This is a genomic window from Streptomyces sp. NPDC088354 (genome assembly GCF_044753585.1).
Classification (GTDB): domain Bacteria; phylum Actinomycetota; class Actinomycetes; order Streptomycetales; family Streptomycetaceae; genus Actinacidiphila.
In genome coordinates, this window is sequence record NZ_JBIVNJ010000035.1 from 1 (window position 1) to 22,103 (window position 22,103).

General features: G+C 70.7%; 19 protein-coding genes and 2 pseudogenes. 12 read left to right on the forward strand and 9 right to left on the reverse strand.

Annotated features, from left to right (window positions below):
* Positions 1-95: 95 nt before the first annotated feature.
* A pseudogene (locus ACIP98_RS33425) lies at positions 96-626 on the forward strand (NAD(P)-dependent oxidoreductase); the annotation flags it as partial.
* A 148-nt stretch (positions 627-774) separates the two neighbouring features.
* On the opposite strand, the gene ACIP98_RS33430 reads toward ACIP98_RS33425, so the two are convergent.
* From ACIP98_RS33430 to ACIP98_RS33440, 3 genes are read right to left on the reverse strand one after another with little or no spacing between them, the layout of a single operon-like run.
* On the reverse strand, positions 775-1,167 hold the full coding sequence (locus ACIP98_RS33430; RefSeq protein WP_401979657.1) for a GNAT family N-acetyltransferase: 393 nt from the start codon (positions 1,165-1,167) through the stop codon (positions 775-777).
* Positions 1,168-1,215: 48 nt separating this feature from the next.
* Positions 1,216-1,854, reverse strand: a complete 639-nt coding sequence (locus ACIP98_RS33435) for a hypothetical protein (RefSeq protein ID WP_401979540.1) — start codon at positions 1,852-1,854, stop codon at positions 1,216-1,218.
* Entirely contained in the window at positions 1,818-2,243 is a 426-nt protein-coding gene (locus ACIP98_RS33440) for a transposase (RefSeq protein ID WP_401979543.1), read from the reverse strand. The genes ACIP98_RS33435 and ACIP98_RS33440 overlap by 37 nt, the downstream gene beginning before the upstream one ends.
* A gap of 42 nt (positions 2,244-2,285) precedes the next feature.
* On the opposite strand from ACIP98_RS33440, the pseudogene ACIP98_RS33445 reads away from it, so the two are divergent.
* From ACIP98_RS33445 to ACIP98_RS33455, 3 genes and pseudogenes are all read left to right on the forward strand, one after another.
* Positions 2,286-2,705: pseudogene (locus ACIP98_RS33445) on the forward strand (transposase); the annotation flags it as partial.
* A 179-nt stretch (positions 2,706-2,884) separates the two neighbouring features.
* Positions 2,885-3,127: a DUF5302 domain-containing protein gene (locus ACIP98_RS33450; protein WP_401979544.1), complete on the forward strand. Its 243-nt coding sequence runs from the start codon at positions 2,885-2,887 to the stop codon at positions 3,125-3,127.
* A 961-nt stretch (positions 3,128-4,088) separates the two neighbouring features.
* Positions 4,089-4,394: a hypothetical protein gene (locus ACIP98_RS33455; protein WP_401979546.1), complete on the forward strand. Its 306-nt coding sequence runs from the start codon at positions 4,089-4,091 to the stop codon at positions 4,392-4,394.
* Between the two features lie 47 nt (positions 4,395-4,441).
* Here ACIP98_RS33455 and ACIP98_RS33460 read toward each other — a convergent pair whose 3' ends face one another.
* The 3 genes from ACIP98_RS33460 to ACIP98_RS33470 all read right to left on the reverse strand — a co-directional run bounded on the left by ACIP98_RS33460 (position 4,442) and on the right by ACIP98_RS33470 (position 7,234).
* Positions 4,442-5,542, reverse strand: coding sequence for an AAA family ATPase (locus ACIP98_RS33460; RefSeq protein ID WP_401979548.1), 1,101 nt, complete (start codon positions 5,540-5,542; stop codon positions 4,442-4,444).
* On the reverse strand, positions 5,539-6,174 hold the full coding sequence (pnuC, locus tag ACIP98_RS33465; protein ID WP_401979551.1) for a nicotinamide riboside transporter PnuC: 636 nt from the start codon (positions 6,172-6,174) through the stop codon (positions 5,539-5,541). The genes ACIP98_RS33460 and pnuC overlap by 4 nt, the downstream gene beginning before the upstream one ends.
* Positions 6,175-6,247: 73 nt before the next feature.
* Positions 6,248-7,234, reverse strand: a complete 987-nt coding sequence (locus tag ACIP98_RS33470; protein ID WP_401979554.1) for a helix-turn-helix domain-containing protein — start codon at positions 7,232-7,234, stop codon at positions 6,248-6,250.
* A 186-nt stretch (positions 7,235-7,420) separates the two neighbouring features.
* Between ACIP98_RS33470 and ACIP98_RS33475 the strand changes: the two genes are divergently transcribed.
* The 4 genes from ACIP98_RS33475 to ACIP98_RS33490 all read left to right on the forward strand — a co-directional run bounded on the left by ACIP98_RS33475 (position 7,421) and on the right by ACIP98_RS33490 (position 13,948).
* Positions 7,421-11,524, forward strand: a complete 4,104-nt coding sequence (locus ACIP98_RS33475) for a S8 family serine peptidase (protein ID WP_401979555.1) — start codon at positions 7,421-7,423, stop codon at positions 11,522-11,524.
* Between the two features lie 215 nt (positions 11,525-11,739).
* Entirely contained in the window at positions 11,740-12,393 is a 654-nt protein-coding gene (locus tag ACIP98_RS33480; RefSeq protein ID WP_401979558.1) for a hypothetical protein, read from the forward strand.
* 547 nt (positions 12,394-12,940) lie between these two features.
* Positions 12,941-13,177: a hypothetical protein gene (locus ACIP98_RS33485; RefSeq protein ID WP_401979560.1), complete on the forward strand. Its 237-nt coding sequence runs from the start codon at positions 12,941-12,943 to the stop codon at positions 13,175-13,177.
* A 153-nt stretch (positions 13,178-13,330) separates the two neighbouring features.
* On the forward strand, positions 13,331-13,948 hold the full coding sequence (locus ACIP98_RS33490) for a hypothetical protein (RefSeq protein WP_401979562.1): 618 nt from the start codon (positions 13,331-13,333) through the stop codon (positions 13,946-13,948).
* A 202-nt stretch (positions 13,949-14,150) separates the two neighbouring features.
* Here the strand turns inward: ACIP98_RS33490 and ACIP98_RS33495 are convergent, their stop codons facing one another.
* On the reverse strand, positions 14,151-15,311 hold the full coding sequence (locus ACIP98_RS33495; RefSeq protein ID WP_401979565.1) for a DNA gyrase subunit B: 1,161 nt from the start codon (positions 15,309-15,311) through the stop codon (positions 14,151-14,153).
* Positions 15,312-15,669: 358 nt separating this feature from the next.
* Here ACIP98_RS33495 and ACIP98_RS33500 point away from each other — a divergent pair, with 358 nt between their 5' ends.
* Complete coding sequence (locus tag ACIP98_RS33500; RefSeq protein ID WP_401979567.1) at positions 15,670-16,176, forward strand: hypothetical protein; 507 nt, start codon at positions 15,670-15,672, stop codon at positions 16,174-16,176.
* Between the two features lie 52 nt (positions 16,177-16,228).
* Here ACIP98_RS33500 and ACIP98_RS33505 read toward each other — a convergent pair whose 3' ends face one another.
* Positions 16,229-17,152, reverse strand: coding sequence for a cupin domain-containing protein (locus ACIP98_RS33505; RefSeq protein WP_401979569.1), 924 nt, complete (start codon positions 17,150-17,152; stop codon positions 16,229-16,231).
* Positions 17,153-17,225: 73 nt separating this feature from the next.
* Here ACIP98_RS33505 and ACIP98_RS33510 point away from each other — a divergent pair, with 73 nt between their 5' ends.
* Positions 17,226-18,611, forward strand: coding sequence for an FAD-dependent oxidoreductase (locus ACIP98_RS33510; protein WP_401979571.1), 1,386 nt, complete (start codon positions 17,226-17,228; stop codon positions 18,609-18,611).
* Positions 18,612-18,724: 113 nt separating this feature from the next.
* Positions 18,725-19,738, forward strand: a complete 1,014-nt coding sequence (locus ACIP98_RS33515; RefSeq protein ID WP_401979573.1) for an MBL fold metallo-hydrolase — start codon at positions 18,725-18,727, stop codon at positions 19,736-19,738.
* Positions 19,739-19,862: 124 nt separating this feature from the next.
* Here the strand turns inward: ACIP98_RS33515 and ACIP98_RS33520 are convergent, their stop codons facing one another.
* Positions 19,863-20,768, reverse strand: coding sequence for a DMT family transporter (locus ACIP98_RS33520; RefSeq protein WP_319665529.1), 906 nt, complete (start codon positions 20,766-20,768; stop codon positions 19,863-19,865).
* A 122-nt stretch (positions 20,769-20,890) separates the two neighbouring features.
* On the opposite strand from ACIP98_RS33520, the gene ACIP98_RS33525 reads away from it, so the two are divergent.
* Positions 20,891-21,337: a PAS domain S-box protein gene (locus ACIP98_RS33525; RefSeq protein WP_401979575.1), complete on the forward strand. Its 447-nt coding sequence runs from the start codon at positions 20,891-20,893 to the stop codon at positions 21,335-21,337.
* Positions 21,338-22,103: the final 766 nt, after the last annotated feature.

A 22,103-nucleotide genomic window follows, 5' to 3' on the forward strand; every position in this document is an offset into this window, starting at 1 on the left:
AACCAACAGCAACGGCTCCAACTTCGGACCCCGCCGAGGCACCGACACACCACCAGAAGTACTCATCAAAAATCTAACGACGGACTACCGGCGCAACCACTAGTGTCGTGCGCCAGGGAGCGGTCGGCAAGGGCGTGGCGGCCCGGCTCGCCCCGTTCGGCTGCCGTGTGGTCCGGCTGGCACGCACCGCGCGCGACACCGAGGACGGCCAAGTGCACGGGTTGGCGGACCTGCCCGGGCTGCTCCCCTCCGCCGACGCAGTCGTGCTATGCGCGCCGCTGACGGACGAGACCCGCGACCTGATGGACACCTCCCGCCTCGCCCTGATGAAGGACCGTGCCGTCCTGGTCAACGTGGCCAGGGGGGAGCTCGTCGACACACAGGCGCTGGTGCGGGAGGCCGGGCGCGGGCGGCTGCGCGCAGCGCTGGACGTGACCGCGCCCGAGCCGCTGCCCAGCGGTCACCCGCTGTGGCACCAGCCCGGCATCCTGATCACGCCGCACGTCGGGGCCTTCACCGACGCCTTCATCCCTGCGTCCCTCGCCTTCATCACGCAGCAGCTGCACCGCTACGCGCAGGGCGAGACGTTGGTGAACGTCCTGCCCCTGATGGCCGCCGCGCACTGATTCCCAATGGTGTTTCAAGCGGTGCGATGACCGGTGCGGTCGGCATGTTGCCGCTTCGGCAGGTGGGTGGGGACGGTGACGTAGGCGACCTGGTGGAGGTCGTGGTCGATCACGTCGGCGAAGTCGGCGAGTTCGTCGTCCCACCGGTTCAGAATCTTCGCAGCCCGGCGCAGGCCTCCATGCCGTGGCCCGTCGTGTGCAGGGCGCGGGCGGTGGCCGCGTCGCGGTCGGGGAAGTAGGCGAGGGTGCGCAGGGCCACCGGCGACAGGCCCGCGGCCCGCTTGTAGCGGTAGTTGGCCCGGCCGGCGTCGATGGTGGTGGCGCCGAGGTCGGCCGCCAGCTCCACCGAGGCGAGCATCAGGCCGGTGTAGGTGTGCAGGGTGCGCAGCCGCGGGTAGTCGATGCCGGCGGCCCACAGGTTCAGGACGTCGCGGTAGTGGAAGCACAGGAAGCCGCCGACGAGGGCGTCGTCGTGTTCGGCGGCCAGGAGCATCGCGCCGGGGATGTCGGCGACCGCGGCGAAGATGTCGGCGCCGTACAGGCATCTGCGTGGTGCCTGAGCACCAGGGCCGAGGGCTGGGCAAGCGGATCATGGCGGAACTGCGTCTTGGGCGGAGCGTGCCCTCGCCAGTTCGTTCTCGGCCCGCGCCACCCACCGCTTGGCACGGGCAACCTCGCGTCCACGCTCTTCGTCGAAGCTGAACGGGCCGAGTACGGGCCTGGGTCCGTGGCCGGCCTCGAAGAGCCGGAGCCTTTCGCGCATCGCCTCGATCTGCTCGCGTTTGGTGGCCTTCTCGCCCGCCAGACGATCTTGAGCAGCCTGCAGTCGGGCTTCGGCGACAGCCACCGGGTCCACTCCCACCGGGCGGGTGCCGACCGTGTTGTCCCCGCGCCGGGTGCGCTCGAGGAATTCCTCGTGTTTGGCTGCGATCGCTCCGACGTCGAGTCCGCGGGCGGTCTCCTCGGCGAGTACCTCTACCAAAGCCCTGCGCAGTCGGCGCTCGCGGTCCTGTCGGCCTCGGAGTTGCTGTGGTGTCCCGGCGTCTTTCGCTCGGGTTGTGAAGGCGGCGTCCTCGGCCTCATCAGCAGCGGCGGCCTCGGCAGTGATCGTGGAGACCTGTTCCTGCAGCCATTCGCGGCGGCAGGATGCATACCGGGATGCGTTTGCCGCGATCTTGGTGCCGTCGATGGCTATCGTGCCCAGCCGTCCCAGCCCGGCTTGGCGCACACCAGCAGGACTTGCGTGAACAGATCCCTCACCGAGTCCTGGTGCAACTGCCGGAAGCGGGCTATGACGGTGTGGTCGGGGACCTGCAGCCCGCAGATAACGCGCATGGCCACGTCGGTGCGGCACAGCCGCTCGATCTGACGGGACGACCGCACCCCGTCCGCATAGGCGTAGATCAAGAGTGCGAGCATCATCCGCGGGTCGTAAGCCCGGCGCCCTGTCCCGCCAAGCGCGTACCGGGACTCGATCCTGGTCAGGTCCAGGGTGGTCCACGACCTCCAGCAGGATCCAGACGACACGGTCTTGGGGCAACCACTCCCGCGTGTCCACAGGGAGCAGGCACTGTTGGTCGCGGTCGACCCGACGGAAGCCCTTGGCCATGGAGTCATCCAACAGTTCCAGCGGTGCGAACTCCAAAACGCAACAGGCTCACCGCCGAACTGGCCATCCTCAAACTCCGCAACGGCAGTTGCTTCCCGCACTGGCTCCTCGAACGCCGCCGCAGGGCCGAACAGGCCCTGATCTCAGCGGTCGCCACTGCCTACCTGCTCGGCGTGTCCACCCGCAGGGTCGAGAAACTCGCCGAGTCCCTCGGTGTCACCCAGCTGTCGAAGTCCCAGGTCAGCGCAATGGCCAAGCATCTGGACGAGCAGGTGGCAGCGTTTCGTAACCGGCCGCTGGACGCCGGACCGCATGCATTTGTCTGGGTGGACGCGCTGACCCAGAAGGTCCGCGAAGGCGGCCGCATCGTCAACGTTCACGCGCTGATCGCGGTCGCTGTCAACGCCGACGGACACCGCGAAATCCTCGGCCTGGACGCCGCCACCGCCGAGGACGGCGCCGGCCGGCTGGCGTCACCGGCACCCCGGCGCGCGGATCCGGTCCGGCACTCTGGCCCAGTGCCCCACGGCGGACGAGCACGCATGACAGCTCGCGCCGCCGATAGCTTGCGACGTCGGCCGCGTGGCACCCCGCACGGTCTCCCGCATGACAAGCTGTGCTTCCCACTGCCCAAGTCCAGGAGGTCACCATGACTGCAGCGTCTCCATCGCAAGAAGGTTCCGAGCCGGCCAACACCGAGCGCCCCGCCCTGGCGCCCGACGAGGACGGCCAGTATGACCTGAAGGCCAAGTTTCGGGAGGCCCTGGCGCGCAAACGCGGCATGCAAGCAGAGGCCACGGCCCTCGCTGCGAACACCGACGCGTCGAAGGCCCGCGGCGCGCACGGCCCGGCTGCCAGCCAGCGGTCGTTCCGACGCAAAAGCGGCGGCTGATAGGTCGTTCTCGGTGGCGTTACAGCCACCGGATCTTCACCAGCGCGCCCACCACCTGAGTCCACCCGGCGATGGGGGCTGCGTACCCCTGCTGGTTGCGGGTCAGGTGCCGGTGTCACTGCTGGTGCCGTCGTCGGGCATGGCGAGCGCTGCTGTGTGAGTGCGGATGCGGCGGTACTTCTGCTCGGTGGTGTGCCCGTCCCACTGGGCCCACGGTCGCCGGGCTGGAACCGGCTGGACGTGGTCGAACCGAGACAGGTCGCCGGGCGCGATGTGCCAGCAGAACTGCCAGCCCCCGGCGCGCAGGAACAGTACGTACCAGCCGTCGCCAACGTCAGGCGGCGCGGGCGCGACGACGCTGGGTGAAGCTGCCAGCCATGCGGCGAGGTGTGCGCGTTCGCGGTAGGCGGCGAGGTGTGCGCCTCGAGTGACCCGGCAGCGCTCATGTGGATGGTCCGTTGTCGACGAACGGTACCGTCGCGAGCTTGCGGGGACGGTCAGGTGCGATCACCCGCGCGGTGCTCGGCCTCTCCCAATCCGACAACGCGCCACCTCCTGTGCACCGGGGAGGAATCCACGCCACACCGGCGGGACGGCACTGGATGTCCGCAGGCACAGGACGCCGTTCGTGGCCGACGGCGGGGTGCGGACGCGCGGCGGCACGTGGAAGCGGCGAAGGCGCCGGCCCGGAACGCACCCGCAGTACCGTGACCGGCCGGTCGTACGACGACGGGGGAACCGGCGTGAGCGCAGCGCCGCTGCCGCCTGTGGGACCACGACGACCTGCGCAGCGTGTCTGGCAACCACTGACTGAAGGGCCGAGCTCTTGAGTGCGATCCGGTTCCGTTTCTCCCGCCGCCCGGATCAGGGGGATCCGTGCGGGTTCGACCTGGGTGACATCGTCGTCACGGGGGACTCCGGTACCGTGGCCTCCCATGGCCACTCCCCGGACCAGGGGATGATGATCCACCTGGCGCTGTCGCTCCTGCTGGATCAGTTGGCCGTCCTGCGGAGCACCGGCAAGCAGGTGACCTTCGTCGGAACCGACTCGTCGTTCACGATCCGGTTCAGGCCGACACGTAGGGGAATCGCGATCTCCAGCGGAAACACACCCATCGGCACGACCCGGTCGGAAAAACTCTTCGCCGAGGTCCTGCGGGCGGCCGAGGAGTTCGCCGGTGCGGAACTGCACCGCCTCCCGGACGACGACGCGGGCGGATCGGATCTCGCGGCGTCCCTGCGTCGGTTCCGCACCGTCGTTCCTTGACGTCGCCCGATGTCCCGTCCGTCCCGCCCCGGGTGACGTGAAGGTCACTACGGCACGTCGGGCCACCCCCGCTCCGGGAGTGGGGCGGCGAGGTGCCAGCCGCTCGTGAGGAGCGTGTCGACGGCCGTTACTGCCGTGCGCAGGCGGTCCTCGTGCGGGCCGGTCAGCAGCACGTGCGGGAGGGCCCTGCGGGTCAGTTCCTCGTGGAAGCGGGTCGTCATCCAGGTGCGGACGTGCTCGCCGTCGCGCAGGCCGTCGTCCTCGAAGGGGACGCCCGCGTCGTCCGTAAGGAGCCAGAGGTGGTGGCGGGCGCGGGCCGCGATGGATTCGACCTGGGGGTTGCGGGTGCCCATGTAGCGCTCGTGCCAGATCGTCGTGGCCAGGGGGTCCGTGTCGCAGAACAGAATCGGGGAGCCGGCGCGTGCTGCCGCGTTCTCGTCCGCGAGTTGGTGTTCGGCGATCACCCCGAAGTCGGGCGAGGTCCACGTGACTTCGTCGAATGTGGCCTCCGGGCGGACCGCCAGGAGCTCTGCGTACTTCTCCTCGCTGTACGTGCGCCCGTACTCCCGCACCCACCGCGTCGCCGCCCACACCCCGCCCCGCGCCCGGTAGTGCTCCGCCAGCGCCTCCGCCATCGTCGTCGTGCCCGTCGACTCCGCCCCCACCACGACCACCCTGCGGGTCAGCCCAGCCCGCACCGGGGCCGCCAAGTACGGCCAGCAGCCCACGGGGTCCCTGCGGACGGCCGTGCCCGAGACCGGATAGGTCGTGCGGGCGACATCCACCGTCACCGCCGTCGCGCCGAAGCGGCGGCCGAGCTCCTCGCCGTACGGCTCCGAGGTGAAAACGGCGTCCACCGGGTCGGGTACCGCCGCCCGGAAGATGGCCATGTGGGCGTCCCACACCGCGGGGTCGGTGACGTCGACGGGGATGTCGTCGACCGCACCCACGACCTCGATGCCCACCTCCGGGTGCTCCTCGCGCATCCACGCCACCCGGTCCGCGAGCGGGATCGACTCCACCGCGGAGGCGCACACCAGCACCGTGAGCCGGCGGCATCGCGCGGCGGCGGTGCGGACCAGGTGGTGGTGGCCCGCGTGCGGCGGGTAGAACTTGCCCAGCACCAGCCCGTGGTCGAACTCGCTCATGCCAGCGCCTCCTTACGGGCAGCCCCGGCCTCGCTCAGCCACGCGCGCAGTCCGACCGCGCACAGCAGCAGGAAGCCCGCGTAGAGCAGCGAGGTGAGGTAGAGGCCCTTGTACGCGTACAGCGGGATGTAGACGACGTCCGCGGCGATCCACAGGTACCAGGACTCGATCTTCTTCCGGCACTGGCCGTACGTCGCGGCCAGCGACAGCGCGGTCGTCAGCGCGTCCCAGAACGGCACCGTGGAATCCGTGGCCCGGTCGAGGAGGAGGGTCAGGAGGGCGGTGGCGAGCACCGTCACGGTGGCCAGGATGCGCCAGGTGCGGGCGTCCGTGCGGCTGACGGCGAGATGCCCCGATGCCCCGGCGATCCAGGACCACCATCCGTACACCGCCAGTGCCACGTAGACGACCTGGAGGCCCGCGTCCGCGTACAGGCCGGCGCCCGCGAAGAGCAGGATGAAGAAGAGGTTGTTCGCGATGCCGATCGGCCAGTTGGCGATGTGGCGGCGGGCGACAAGCCATACGCAGAGCGCTCCGCTGCCGAAGCCCAGCACCTCCACCCAGCTGACGGGCGTGTCCAGCAGGGTGAACAGGGGCTCCTGAAGCGGGGCGAGTATGTCCGCGAGAACCACGCGGCGACCTCCTAAATGTCACCCTGACGATAATCTCCATGGAGTGCCGGGACAAGCGACTTTTCCCCGCCGCTCAGAGCCACCCCCGCCGGGCCGCCGCCAGCCCCGTCTGGAAGCGGGTTGCCGCGCCCAGTTCGGTCATCAGGCGGTGGATGCGCCGCTGCGTCGTGCGAGCGCTCCAGCCCTGGGTGCGGGCGATCGCCGCGTCCGTGAGTCCCGACGCCAGCAGGCTCACCAGGGCCAGGGTCTCGGCGTCCGGTTCCCCCGGCCGTCCCGGCTCCGCCGAAGTCGCCGCCGCCGCCTCCCCCAGCGGGATCGCCCGCTCCCACTGCGCCTCGAAGAGCGCCTGCAGCGCCACCAGCATCGGCGACGGATGGATCAGATACGCCGCGGACTGGCCGCCCGGAGCCAGACTGAACGGGATGATCGCCGCACGGCTGTCGCTGATCACCAGCTTCAACGGCAACTCCGGCCGCATCCGAGCCTGTTCCCCCGCCCGCATGCTCGGCATGATGTCGTCCTGCAGCCTGCCGGGCCACGCCACCGCCTCGCGGTCGTAGATCACCCGGTGGGTCACCCCGGTCCGCTGCCGCTCCAGCTGGCCGTCCAGATTGCTGCCGGGCCGGTCGACGTACGGAGGGCGGTCGAAGGCGCACACCTCACGGCGCGCCCCCGTCGTCAGCCGGTGCACGGCCTTGCTGATGTCGTCGCGGTCCGTCAGCAGTTCCGCGGCCATGTCCGGGTGGCTGATCCTGGCCGCCTCCCGGTGCGTCTCGACCAGCCGCTGCACCAGCGCCCGCGCGTCGCCGAGCTGCTGCTCCCGCTCGTGGATCAGCGCGCCGACCGCGACATCGGGAGCCGCGGCCGAGAACCTCGGCGGCCGCCCCGCGCTGCGCACCGCCAGGCCGTCCCTGACCAGGCCGGACAGCAGCTTCCCCGCCGCGGGCGCGGCCAGGCCGCACGCGTCCGCGACCTCCGCCGCCGTGCACCGCGGCATCCCCACCAGCGCCGTATATACGCGCTCCGCCTCCGCCGTGAACCCCAGTACGGTAAATTCCATGCCTTCTCCCACACCTCCGTGGCACCAACCGGCCACCTGGCGGAGGTAGGCCACCTTTCCCACCTTGCGTCTCGTCCGCCGCACTTGACATCTTCCAGCAACGAGCGCGCTGCCCCGCGTTGAGGTGGGCGTCAGCGCGCCGCGGTGTGTCCCCCCGCACACCTCGCCCCGCTGAAAAGGTGTCCCATGTCGCGTGCCCATCCGCACGGCAGACGGCGGCTCGGTGCCGTGTCCGTCACGTCCGTCGTGTTCCTGGCCCTCACCGCCGCACTCCCGGCCTCCGCCGCTCCCGGTCCCGGTCCCGCGGTCGGCGGCTCCGTCCCGTCCCTCGACGGCACCTCGCCGCAGAAGGCGCCGCCCGCCCAGCGCGCCGGCATCGTCCCGGGCCAGGTGCTGGTGACTCTCTCCCCCCAGACCGCCGTGACCGGCCGCAAGCTGCCGGGCAACCGGGCCCAGGCCCACGCGCCCGGGACCAGCAGCGCCGCCGTGAACGAGAAGCTGAACGCGGTCGGGGCCACCTCGCTCCAGCCGCTCCTCCCCTCCCTGTCGGCCGCGGCCACCGAGTCGATGACCACATCGGCCCGCACGCGGCTGGGCGCCGACGCCGCCGACCTGTCGCGCACCTACGTCGTACGCACCGGGAACCGCGACTCCGCCGCCGTCGCCCGCACCCTCCAGGGCACGCCGGGGATCGCGAGCGCGGAACCGAACCGCTACGTGAACACCATGAACACCGGCGGGCAGCAACTGCCCACCACCGCAGGGGCGTCCGCGAAGCGCACTCCCGCGACCGCGCCCACGCCCGCCCCCGCCCCCTCCCCCATCCCCACCAACTTCGCCCTCACCGACTCCGCCCAGGCCTTCCTCAACGCCGGCGGGGTCAACGCGGTGGGCGCCTTCGACATCCTCCAGGGCCGCTACGGGCAGCAGCCCGGCGCCGGCCGCACCATCACCAACGTCTCCGTCGGCGACCTCACGGACCAGGCGATGGCCGACGCCGGTGACGCCTACGTGCAGACCCACGGCCCGACCACCGTGCTCCAGGACGGTCAGCGCTACCTCGACCTCCCCTCCATGCCGCTGATCCCCGCCTACGTCGCCGCTCCCGACGGCAGCCTCAGCGGCACGGCGTCCACCGAGGACCAGGACCCCGCCCTCGGCGAAGTCCTCCTCGACTTCAGCGTCATGGCGCCCCTGGCCCACGACCGGCAGCGCCCAGGCCGGACCGGCAGCGACTACACCGACCTGCTCGGCGTCGCCCCCGGTGCCGACTACCGCCTCGTCGTCCCGCAGCAGCCGACGATGGACCAGATCGCGACCGCGCTGCTGGCCGCCGCCCACCAGTCGCCCAAGCCGGACGTCATCACCGCCAGCCTCGGCTTCGGCACCGACGCCCAGGGCTTCCCGGGCCGCTACCTGGAGGACGACCCGTACATCCGGTCCGTCGTCGCCTCGATCGTCCAGAAGGACCACGTCGTGGTGGTGATCTCCTCCAACGACGGAACCCGCCTCTACACCCCCGCCGCCGTCGGCCCCGACGGCGGCAGCACGCCCACCGACACCGCGAAGAGCGACAAGTCGGCCACCGACATCGACGACGTGGCCTACTCCACCACCCCGTCACACGTCCCCGACAGCGGCGCGATAGCCGCCGGCGGCACCACCCTGGACGACACCCTCGCCTCCCGGACCGGGCCCGCCACCACCGCCGAGACCCGCATCAGCGGCTTCGGTACCTTCTCCTCCGGCTTCGGCACCCGCATCGACCTCTCGGCGCCCAGCGACAACATCGTCGCCTTCACCCACACCGAGCGGGGCGACGCGCAGTCCGTCACCCCCGTCCTCAACGGCGGTACGTCCGCGTCCGCACCCGAGATCGCCGCGGCCGCCGCCGTGGTGCTCCAGGCCGCCGGGATTGCCGGGCACCACCTGACCCCCGCACAGGTACGGGACGTCCTGCAGCGCACCGGCCGGGCCGTGCCCACCCCGGCGCAGATCGACCGCGAGCTCAACGTCGGCCGCCAGATCGACGTCACCGCCGCCGTCGAGGACGTCCTCGGGCACCACGCGAGCGGGACCGCGGCCGTACGGCTGTCGGTCGCCCACCGGGTCACCGCCGGCGCGTTGGGCGGGCAGTTCCTGGAGACGACCGACCCGAACCGCATCGACCTCGGCGACATGGCCTCCGGCGGCAACGGCATGGGCCTGGTGGGCCCGGTCACCTTCGCCGGCGACGCCACCGGCCTCCCGCGCGGTTCGAGCCCCACGTACACGCTCACCGTGGGCACCAAGACCTGGCGCTCCTCCGGCCCGGCGGTCCGGGTGACGCCGACCGAACTGCTCGGCGCCGCCGGGCTCCCGGTGGTCTCCGCCTCCGACCGCACGATCACCGTCACCTACCGCGTCCTGACCGGCGGCCGGACCCGGGCCACTGTGCGACGCGTCCTCACCGTCGGCCCGAGCGACGGCCGTTACGTGGAGGGCCCCGCACCGAAGGCGCCCGCGGTGGTGAAGGCCGGCCACGCGGTCACCGTCAGCTACGACCTGTCCGGCGTCGCCACGACCAGCGACCCGCAGCTCGTCGTGTCCACCGTCGGCCACTGGAACCCCTCCCTCGCGCCCCTGTTCAGCGCCGCCTGGCACCAGCCCCTGACCGCCCCTTCCGGCACGGTCACCATCCCCGCCGACGCGTTCGGCGCCGGAGGCGGCCTCTACGGCATCGGCATCGCCCAGTCCGGCTTCGGCGGCAACCCGAGCCAGACCGGCTACGGGGAGTTCGCGCCCGTCCGCGTCGACGGCGGTACCGCAAGCCAGCGCCCGCAGGCACCGCTGGTCACCGGGCTGGACGGCGTCCCCGCCCACAGCACCCAGGTCACCCGCGCCAAGGCCGGCTTCTCCGTGCGCTACGACGTACGCGACGTGCCGGGTGCGAAGTACGCGCAGGTGGAGTTCGCGGCGCCCGCCCCGACGCTCCACGACTCGCTGAACACCTTCACCAACGCCAACGGCACGGCCCTCGACGGCGACGGCGTCGACGCGCCCTCCACCGCCCACCGCGTCCTGCCCGCCACCAAGGGCAGCGTCGACCTCGACGCCCTGCGGCTGGGCCTGTCCACGTCCACGGTCTACGGCGTGCGCGTCATGGCCCTCGACAGCAAGCACCGGGTCGTCGGCCAGGCCTCCCCCGTCTCCACCCTCGAAGTGGACGACGGCCTCGCCCCGGACGGAAGCACGGTGCTGTCCTTCGCCGCCGCGGGCGACGACTCGGTCGCCGCGCTGCGGACCGTCTCCGGCGCCACCGAGGTCCGGCACTACTCGACCGGGACCGGCCGCTACGGCCCGGTCATCGTGTCGGACAGCGGCGACGGTTCGGAGTACGAGGTCATCGGCGTGGCACCCGCCACGCACCGGGCCCTTGTCGTGCACCAGGCGACGCCGGACGGCGACGTGCTGGTGGAGACCTGGGACACCGCCCGCGACACCCTCGTCGGGCGCACCACGCTCGCCGCGGCCGACTACCGGTTCGTCGTCGGACGCGTCGACGCCGCCCGCTCCCGCGGCGCGGTGCTGCTGCGGGCCGTCGCCGACAACAGCGACCTGGTGCTGCCCGTCGACCTGAAGCACGGCACCACCGACGCCCCCGTCCCGGCCGACCTGCCGGGCGTCGCCAAGGGCTCGTACAGCCTGCTCGACATCGACTCCTCCACCGGCGACGTCTACCTGGCCAAGGGCGCTCCCATCGCCCTGTGCCTGGGCGGCGTCCAGATCCCGCGGGTGAACACCGCGACCCGCAGCGTCACGCTGGTGGGGACCATGTCCGGTTGCAGCAACGGCTTCTCCTCCGACGACGCCGGCACGCTCTACAACCTGTCGGCCACCTCGCCCAGCACCAAGATCGTGCCGACCAGCGTCCTCGGCTCGCTCGACGTGGCGACCGGCGAGACGGACGACCCGGTGGCCGTACGGCGCGGCCCCGCCACGGGGATGGCGGTGGACGGCGCCAACGGGCTCGCGGTGGCGGCGTTCACCGCGCCGGAGGGCACCAGCTACGCGGGCTCCGGCACGGCCGTCGTCGCGGACAACAACGCCACCGGCCAGCTGCTGGTCATCGACGTCACGACCGGGGAGGTGGTGAAGACGCTGACCGGGTTCCAGATCACGGGACACGGCGGTCCCCTGGTCCACGGCGGTGTGATGAACTCCGTCCAGCTGGACCCGGCGACCCGCACCGGCTGGACGTACGGGGCGTACGGGGCGTACGACGAGCAGATCCGCCAGTTCTCCTACTGAGCGCGAGCGCGCACTGAGGTCCGGGGGCGGGAAGCGATCGGCGCTTCCCGCCCCCGTGGCACGCCCGCCCGCGCCTTTACCGAATCACAACCATGGACACAGGCTCCTGTGCAACCCTCCGCAGTACCGCGGGAGTAGTGGAAGGCGAGCGGTGTGCCGGCCGAACGGCGGCAGCGGCTCCACGCCGGCTGTGCCGACCGAGGAGGAGACTCGAGTTGTCCGGAATCAGAAGTACCTCGATAGCGGCTGCCGCACTGCTGGGCTGCGCTCTGTTGCTGACTGGGTGCACCGATTCCTCCGGGTCCGGGTCCGACTCCGCCGCGGGCACGACCACTTCGCCGTCCCCGGAGGCCTCCGCCCCGGCGGACTCCCCCACCGAGGCGCCTCCTTCGACCTCGTCCTCCGCCACGACACCGGCGCCGTCGCACAGCCCCACCGTGTCGGCCAAGGCCACGGCCAAGACCCCGGGCAAGACCCCGTCCAAGGCCCCGCAGGCGCCCGTCTCCGTCCCCGGCTGCCGCAATCTGTCCGCCGGCAGCGAGGTCAAGGCGGCGGTGACGCGGGCCTACACGCGCAGCCACCCCCGCTTCGTCCACATCGCGCCCGCGCCCCACCGGTTCTTCTACGGCCAGTGCGGCACCGTCCGCTACGCCGCCACCCCGTTCGACCCCACCTCCGGCGCGAACGAGGGCGAGCTCGTGGGCCTGCAGGACGAGGGCGGCGCCATGAAGTACTTCCGCGCCGGCTCAGGGACCGACTGGACGTACCTCACCAGCGACGGCTTCCCCGCGGGCCCGCACGGCTGCGCCGACATCCCGCAGATCCCCCGGGCCCTGGCCACCGCCTGGCGGAACTGCGCCGTCGGGTAGGGGCATTCCTGCGGCCACCGACGCACGCGCACGCGGATTCGAGGGGTGCGCGGGCGTCGGGATGATCCGGCCGATTCCGCTGCAACAGAACCCGGCCCTGTCCCCTGGTGCGAGTGGCAACGGCCGGGGTCAGCCAAAAAGACCACCCATATCCCAGGGGCACCCGACCGGGGCGCCGTACGGGACAAGATCCGGCGAACCGGATGTGGTCGTGGTCTCACGGACAATGACAGCAAGCCGGCGAAGTAAAGGCAATACCTTTGCGGTGCGATGCCACTCGAAGAATGGCCGTAAAATACCCGTTCTGTAATTGACCATGGTGCCGAACTGGCCCTGTGCGTCGATTGCTCGGGCCGCCACGTCGCGTGATTGTCCGGATCCCGCCCACCCTGCCGTCGTACGCGACATCACATGCACATACCGAGTGGACCGGACCCCGGCGCCCCTTCACGCTACCCATGGAGGCCCCTCACCGCCGGGCTGCAACCCACGGTGACATCCCCGGGGCCGCCGAGCGAGTGGCAACGAGCATGGGAGGTCCCCCAGCGTGCCGCAGGACACGCGCACTGACGATTCGCCCACCGAAGAATCCCCACCGAGACGTCGCGGTATTCGACTGCCCACAGCGGTCGTTGTCATCCTGGCCGCGCTGGCGCTGGGCATCACGCTCGCGTCCCGCATCCGGATCGACATCCACATAGCGGCACCGACACTGCCGGCCCTCATCGCGGCGGAATTGATCCGGCGGCTCGTCCGCTCCTTCATTTCCCCCAAGGACCGGTGAGCGCCGAAAGCACCGAACCGGCGCAGCGGCCACACCCGTTGCGCCGGCTGCGGGCGTACGCGTGCCCGGTTGCGAGCCGGGCGGCTCACGTATGCGCGGACCGTGGATCCGGTGCGGACGAAATCAGTTGACGCGGTCGGCAGAATGCCACGCATGGGTACAGACATCAGCGGCTTCCTCGAATACCGGGCGCCACAGGACGATCAGGAGCCGCCCTGGCGCACCGCACACGACCTCGGCTCCCTTTACGGGGGCCGTGACTACGATGCGTTCGGTTGTCTCTTCGGGGTCCGCAACTACGCGAACTTCCGTCCCTTGGCCGCGTGCCGGGGTCTGCCCGCCGACACCTCGGCCACCGTGAGTGCGCGGTTCGCTCAGCTGACCGAGTGGTACGGCGAGGACGGCTTTCACGGCACCACATGGATCACCTGGGCCGAGGTGAAGGCGGTCGACTGGGACGAGCGAGCGGAGAAGCCCGACAGCCGGATTCATGAGTACCGCCAGACGTCGAACGGGCTCAGGATGACGGGCAAGGCCTCTTGGAGCCCTGCATTCGCCGAGGCTGTCGGTCTGCAAAGAGGCGAAGACCGGGAGTGGCCCGAAGGAAGCGAGTGGCTCATCGGGGAGACGGTCTACAGATCCGTCACCCTCCGCCGCAGGGACGCCGTCACCGAAACCGGCGAGTGGCAATCCGTCTGGGATGCCATGGAGACACTCGCGGCACAGCACGGTGACGACAATGTTCGCCTCGTCGTGTGGTTCGACGACTGACCAGGACGTCCGGGACCGCGCATCACCGGGCGCCCCCTGGACCGTCCCAGGGGATCGTCGTCCCGCTCGCCTGCCGGACCCCTGTTGAGGGGCGCCCAGCGGACCGTGGCCGCCGGTATGCGGCGCGCGGCGGCCTCGCGCGTCCGGGCGCCCGGCGGAAGCTGGACGAGAACGCGCGCCGCCGGCCGAGAAGGCCCGCGGCTCAACTCCTGGAGCCGTCCTGAAGGAACCGTGCGACGACGGCCGCGGCCTGCTCCGGGTGCTCTTCCAGCCACCTGCCGAGGTGCTCCCGGACGGCCTCCCCGACGCAGGCGGACACTGCCGTGTTGCCCAGCACGCTGCGGGTGGCTCCCTCGAACTCGAGACGGTCCAGCTTCACCGACACGACCGCCGTCAGGCCCTCGCAGATCCGCTCGACGCCGAGGTCGGTTTCCGCCGCGGACAACAGTCGCTGCTTTCGTGCGTAGGCGTTGAGCGCGGCCGCCGCGCCGTCGCGGAATCCGGACACATGTGCGCCGCCACCATGGGTGGGGCAACTGTTGGCGAAGCTGCGCAGCCGTTCTTCGCGCGAGGCGCACCACCGCAGGGCGACCTCCGCGCGCCCCTGCATCCGCTCGTCCTCCCACTCGAAGGCGATGACGTCGGGGTGTACGGGCGTGCGCGCCGGCGCGTCGAGGAAGGCGACGAAGTCCCGCGCCCCGCCCGGGAACCGGAACCGTACCGACCGGGGCTCGCCCGGAAGGCGCGTGTCGGTCATGGAGATGGCCAGGCGCCGGTTCAGGAAGGCCAGTTCCCTGAAGCGCTCCTCCAGCACCGCGAACGAGCACTCCACGGTCTCGAAGATGTCGGGATCGGGCCGGAAGGTGAGGGTGGTCCCGCTGCCGTCCGCCGCCCCCACGGCGGTGGGCGGGGCGGCCGCGACTCCGCGCGTGTACTCCTGGACCCAGCGGGTCCCATCGCGCCGGACCTCGGCCGTCAGACGGCTCGACAGGGCGTTGGTGACGTAGGGCCCCAATCCGACCATGTCCAGGTACGCGAGGTCGCGGCCGCGGGCCTGCCCCCCGGAGTGCGCGCTGGTCAGCAGTGCTTCGAGGCCGAAGCCGTCTTCGTCGGCCTCGACAGGGACCCCCGGCCCGTCGTCGGCGACGCTCACGCCGCCGTCCGGGGCGAGCGTGACGTCGACGGAGGTGGCACGGCCGGCCAGGACCTCGTTCACCGGCCGGCCCACCACCTCGTACACGGCACGGTGCAGGCCCCGTTCACCGGTCGAGCCGACGTACATCCCGGGCCGCTTCCGAATGCCCTCCCACGCGTGCAGCACCGTGATGTGGCTTTCGTCGTAGCTCGTGATTTCCTCGCTCACAATGCCCCCCTGCGACCGTGTCCAGAAGTGCCGCCCAGCCTAGGCGAATCACGGGAAAGGGCCAGCTCAGGGCCGGTTCGAGGAAAGCGCGGACGGGCGGGTGAGCGCCTTCCCGCGTCCCGTTGACCCAAGGAGTCACGGGAGGCGGTGAGATGGGGACCGGACCCCGGCCGAGGCCGCACACGGCCCCTTCGCGGGCTCCGCCGAGGCCTCCGATTTCGCCGCCTCGTCCCTTACGGTGCCGTGGATGTCAGTGACCCCTTGGAGACTGCCGGCCCTGATCCACACACATGATGTCGACTGGACGACCGGCCACTTGCCCGGTCAGGTATGCGGGGTCCCGGACCGTCTCGGGAACATGCCCTCCCCGGACCCCGCGGTACGGGCCAAGGGGTTCGAGGGGTTCCGTGCGGAGGCCCATGACCAAGGAGCCGTCGACCCGTGCACCGCGGCGAGCCTGCCGTTCCTGTTCGCCATGGCCGACGACCCGGCCAACCCCGACCGGGCGACGATCGTCATGCTGCTCCTCAGCATGGGGAGCGAGGCTCAGGAGCGTGACCCCGAAGGCATCTACTTCACGGTGAACGGAGTCGAGTCGACCGCTCACGTCGACATCACCGCCGAGATGGCCGAGCGGACGGATGCCTTCGTCCGTTACGCGGCGGACCCGGATCCGTTGGTCCGCCGCCCGGCGATCGAAGCCGTCGGTCTCTTCCTCGCCGACGGCGGGCGTGCCGCCCGCATCGTGGCCGAGCGCCTGCCTGCCGCGCACGGGATCGTGGAGCGGTTGCTGATCGTCCGCACGCCGGCGCGTCTGGCCGTCCGGCTGGTGAACCCGTGCGGAGTGAGGGTGGGCGCGCGATGACCGTCCGCACGGGCGGGAAGCGCCCGGCGGACACGACCGGGCCGCGCCCCCGTCATCCCCCGCGCAGCGAGTTCTCACGCCGGAAACGGGCGGGTGTCGTGCCGAGGTGGGCCCGGAAGGCCCGTGAGAACGCGGACTCGGAGTAGTAGCCGACCTGTCCGGCGACGGTCGCGACGGTGGCGTCGGTGGTGGTGAGCAGTTCCGCCGCCGCCATCAGCCGTGCCCGGGTGAGGAAGTCGCCCACAGTCGTCCCGGTGTCCCGCGTGAAGTGGCGCAGGAAGGTGGCGCGGGACATGGCGGCCGTGCGGGCGAGCCGTTCGATCGTCCAGTCGGCTCCGGGGTCGTCGAGCATGCCCTCGACGGCCGACGCGATACGGCCGTCGGCCGCCGCGGTCCACAGGGTGGTGCGTGTGGCATCGCCCCGCGCGGTGCGCAGTACCATCGCGAGCAGCACGGTGCACAGGGCGGAAAGGATCGCCGCGGTGCCCTCGCCCTCACGGCGCGCCTCACCGCGCATCAGGGCGCTGAGCATGCGCAGCACCTCGTCGCTCTCGGCCGACTGCCCGAAGGAGACGTGCACCGGGTCGGGCAGGCTCGCGAACAGCAGTGAACCGGCGCCGGCGTCGAAGGTGTAGTGCCCGCAGAACAGGTCGATGACCGGCTCCGCGCCGTGCTCACTGCGCGTGGTCGCGAACACGTCGCCGGCCGTGTCCGCCGTCCCCACCTGGTCGCCTTCGCCGTCGGTGAGCACCCGGTGCGGGGCACCGCTCGGGATCATCACCACGTCGCCGGGGCGCAGGTCGAGCAGGGCGGAGCCCACCTGGAGCCGGCACGTGCCCTCCAGCAGCACGTGGAACGGCGCCTCCAGTTCGCCGTACGCCGGCACCTCCATCCGGGTGCCGGCCCCGAGCAGGCAGCGCTTGTCGAGATCGGCCCTGAGCCGGGCCAGGCGCAGCAGTCGGCTGACAGAGTCCACGGTGCGACTTTCGGGCAGGACAGTGAGACGTTCGAGTCTATGTGCGCCGGTGGCCGGGTCGCAGACTCGACGCATGGAGATCACCACAGCACTCACCGCGGACGTCCTGGTCATCGGCTTCGGCAAGGGCGGCAAGACCGCCGCTCACGCGCTCGCCGAGGCCGGCCGCCGCGTGGTCCTGATCGAGCGGTCCGAGAACATGTACGGCGGCACCTGCCCCAACGTGGGCTGTGTACCGACCAAGATGCTCGTCCACTACTCCGGCACCAAACGCCTCAAGGACGACGCGCAGGAGTTCTTCGCCCACTCGATCGCGGGCGTCCGCGCGCTGACCAGTGCCTTCCGCGCCGGGAACTTCGAGGCGCTGAACGGCAGGGACAACGCGGTGGTCATCACCGGCACGGCCCGCTTCGTCGATCCGTACACCCTCGCCATCGGGGAGGGACCGGACCTCGTCACCGTCACCGCCCCCACAATCCTGGTCAACACCGGCTCGGAGCCGGTGATCCCCCCGATCCCCGGCCTCGCGAGCAGCCCCCACCTGGTCTCCAGCGCGGAGCTCACCCGCACGCGGAACCTGCCCGAGCGTCTCGTCGTCCTCGGAGGCGGGTACCTCGGCCTGGAGTTCGCGGGGATCTACCGGCACTTCGGCACCGACGTGACGGTCCTCGAAGCGGCCGGCCGGCTCTTGCCCAGGGAGGACGAGGACATCGCCGGGTCCGTCGGGGAGATCCTCAGCGGTGACGGCATCCGCGTCGTCACGGGCGCGAAGGTCACCGAGGTGCGCGACGACGGCGCCGTCTCGACCGTGGTCTACGAGAAGGACGGGCGGACCCACACCGTCGAGGCGTCCGCGCTGCTGCCCGCCACGGGGCGCCGGCCGGTCACGGACGGCCTCCGGCTCGACGCCGCCGGTGTCCGCACCGCAGAGAACGGTGCGATCGTGGTGGACGAATTCCTGCGCAGCAGCAAGCCGCACATCTACGCGCTCGGCGACGTCAACGGCGGCGAGCAGTTCACCTACATCTCCCTGGACGACGCCCGCATCGTCCTGGACCAGCTCCTGGGTGAGGGCAAGCGCTCCACGGGCGACCGCAGGGCGGTGCCCCACACCCTGTTCATCACGCCCCCGCTGGCGACAGTGGGGCTGACCGAGAGCCAGGCTCGCGCGCAGGGGCTGAACATCAAGGTCTCGCGGGAGAAGGTCGCGGACATCGTGGCCATGCCCCGCGCCTACACGGTCGAGGAGACCCGCGGCGTCATGAAGTTCGTCGTGGACTCGGACACCGACCTCGTCCTCGGGGCCGCTCTGCTCAGCATCGACGCGCAGGAGATCGTCAACACCGTCGCGCTGGCCATGCGGCACGGCATCACGGCCACGCAGCTCCGCGACTCGATCTACACCCACCCCAGCTCGACCGAGGCCCTCAACGAGGTCTTCGACAAGCTCATCCGCTGACCGGCGCGGCCCGCCCTCGACAGGCGCCCGGCCGGGCCCGGCGTGCCGTCAGGCCGACGCCGCATGTCTCGACACGCTTCACGTGAGCCCGACGGAACCCGTGTCGGGGCAGGATGCACGCGCCGTCCAGCCATGAGACAAATGGGACAGGGCCGCACGGCAGAGCACAGGCATGCCGCACGCCGCGCACGCCGAACGAGACCGACCAGCCGACCCGCCCTCCGGAAGAGAAACGGACCATGCAGCAGAAGAACAGGCCCTTCGACATCGCCCATGTCCGGATGCACGCGCGCGAACTCGCCGGCGGCGTGTACGCGGTCATGGCGGCGGACGTCGAGGAAACCGACCACACCGCGACCAACGCCGGTTTCGTCGTCGGCGATTCGGGGGTGCTGGTCGTCGAATCACTCAGTAACGGCCGCTTGGCGTCCCAGGTCATCGGCGCGGTGCGCACGGTGACCTCGCTGCCCATCAGATTTCTGGTCAACACCAGTTTCCACGGTGATCATTGCTTCGGGAATTTCGCCTTCCCGGCACAGACGGTGATCATTCACCATGAGGCGACCAAGCGTGTGATCGACGAGCGCTTCGAGCAGGACCGCGCCTTCATGATCGACTTGCTCGGCGCGAACGTCGGCATCGAGGAGGTGGTGCCCCGCTCGGCGGACCTTGCGGTGTCCGGGTCGTGCTCCCTGGACCTGGGAGGCAAGCATGTGGACATCGACCACATCGGCTTCGCCCAGACCGACGGCGACCTGGTCGTCCGCATGCGTGAGGACGACATCGTCTTCGTCGGGAACATGCTGCAGGCGCCGCCGCCGGCATTCCCGTGGCTGCTGGAGGGGCGGGCCGACGAGGCACTCGCCACCTACCGGCGCCTTTACGACATCCTCGACGACGGCACCCTGATCGTGCCGGGCCACGGCCGGACCATGCGCCGTGCGGACATCCTGCACTCGATCGCCTACCTCGAGAAGCTGACCGGTCTGGCACGGGACGCCCGGGACAAGGGACTGCCGGACGACCTGGCCCGCCGAGCACTCGAGATGAAGGAATACAGGGACTACAGCATGTACGACTTCATCCACGTCCAGGTCAACATCCCCGCGGTGCTGAACGCGCAATGAGCAGCGTGCGCACGACGGCACCGGAGCCGGCCCATCCGGCGCGGGACGGGGGCCTGAACTGCGCCGGTACATCGGCACGCACCTGCCGGAGACCCGCCGCACCGCCGCTCCAATCGACGTCCGGTCAGGCATCGGTGCGCGTCCCGCGGGTGGCGCCCGCCGACGCGGCCACCACGCACAGCACCGCGATCCACTGCGTCCAGCGCAGTGACTCCTGGAGGACGACCAGCCCGACGAGGGCCGCCATCGCCGGTTCGAGGCTCATCAGGATGCCGAAGACGCGCGGCGGGATCCTGCGCAGGGCCTCCAGGTCCAGCGAGTACGGGATCACCGAGGACAGCAGGGCCACGCCGAGCCCCGCGAGTAGGACCCACGGCTGGACGAGCGCCGTACCGCTGTCGGCCACGCCGAACGGCACGGCGATCAGTGCCGCGACGGCCATGCCCAGGGCCAGGCCGTTGCCTTCCGTGGTGTGCCGGCCCAGCGCGGCGCCGACCAGGATGTACAGGCCCCAGCACGTGCCCGCGGCGAGGGCGAACAGCAGGCCGACGGTGTCGAGATCGCCGCGTCCCTCCGTCAGCAGGAGCACACCGCCCGCCGCGAGCGCGACCCAGAGGGCGTCCAGCCATCGCCGCGACCCCGCCAGGGCCACCGTCAGCGGGCCGAGGAACTCGACGGTCACCGCGATGCCCAGCGGAATGCGGGCCAGAGAGAGGTAGAAGCAGAGGTTCATGGTGCCGAGGGTCACGCCGTAGCCGAGGACCACCGTCCAGGTGCGGCGGTTCATGCGCGGGGAGGGCCGCCAGACCGCGATCAGCACCGCCGCCGCGAAGCACAGACGCAGGGCGACGGTCCCGAAGCTGCCCACCGCGTCGAACAGGTTCTTGGCCAGTGCGGAGCCCAGTTGCACGCTGACGATGCCGAGCAGCACCAGTGCCGTGGGCGGGATCGCGCCGAAGGCCCGTCCGCTCAGGGTGGTCGGGGCGGTCCGGGGGGAGGACGGGTCACGGCTGCCCGCGTCGGCGTTCATGGTGGCCACACAGGGATTCTCGGCGGCCGGGCGCCGCACGTCACGTGATTTCCAGGCCCGGAAGACCGGGGACGACAGTATGCTGTATACGACACGTTCAACGGCCCGAGCCTGGAGGGGACATGGAAGACCTGGATCCCGAGGTCGTGCTGGGAATGGCAGCCCAGGCGCCTGACGGCATAGTGATCACCGACCGCGAAGGGCTCATCCGTTACTGGAACCACGGCGCCGAACGAATCTTCGGGTTCCCGGCTGCCGAGGTCACCGGTCACAGCCTGGACGTGATCATCCCTGAGCGGCACCAGCAGCGGCACTGGGACGGCTTCCAGAAGTCCATGGTCAGCGGCACCACCAAGTACGGTGACGACGACCTCCTGACCGTCCCCGCGGTGGGTGCTGGCGGCCGGAAGCTGTCGATCGAGTTCAGCGTGGCGTTGCTGAACGATGCGGAGGGTCAGCCGGGTTGGGTCGGGGCCGTCATCCGGGACGTCACCGAACGGCGCGCCAAGGAGAAGGAGCTCTACCAGCAACTGGCGACCGCCAAGGCCGCCGCCGGGACGGCTACCTGACCCGCACCCCTACGAACGCGGAGCCCCAGTACAGAGGATCGAATGATCCTGGTCATTTCCGGAATGTGGCTGATGTCCTGCTGGAGGACCCAAAAGGACGGCCGAATCGAAAGAAAGGGCCCGCCGGCAAGATCCGGCGGGCCCCCACTACGAGTCGCTACTAGCGACGCCTGAACACGTGGTTGCCGGGAGTTCCATTCTCCCTCCTAAAGATGACCACAAGTTCGGAGAGCCCCCTCCGTCCGGCGTCGGTAGCATCCTCGACACAGAGCGCTTACAGGGCCCACAGACGTACGTACCCGTAATGTAGAGAACAGCGCGATATTTCCGGTGCCGTTCATCAGCACCGCCGCCTGAAGCGCTCGTGACGACGTCAGGCACCTGGGTTGTGTTGCTCGGCTTGAGCCTTGTGGGCTTCATCAAGGTGTCTTACTTGTCGCCGCGTCAGCAACTCGTCGATCGGTTCGAGAACCCGATCCCACGCGCGGTCCACGCCTGGGGAGTGACTGCGAGTCCGTGCATAGCTCTGAGCTGCGGTGATCGCGATGTCGTAGAGGGCCTGATCTGTTGGGAGGGCGGTCGAGCGCTCGCGTCGCAGCCACGCGATCAGCCACGGTATGTCCCTGGCCCAATTGGGGTTCGCCAGGGAACGCACGCGCAGATACCCCAGTTGGTCCCACCATCGGCGGCTGTGCCATTTGCGCGAGTCTGCCGGCGGCAGGCCGGGTGGTAGATCCTTCACCGGATCTATCTTGCCTGGTGGTGG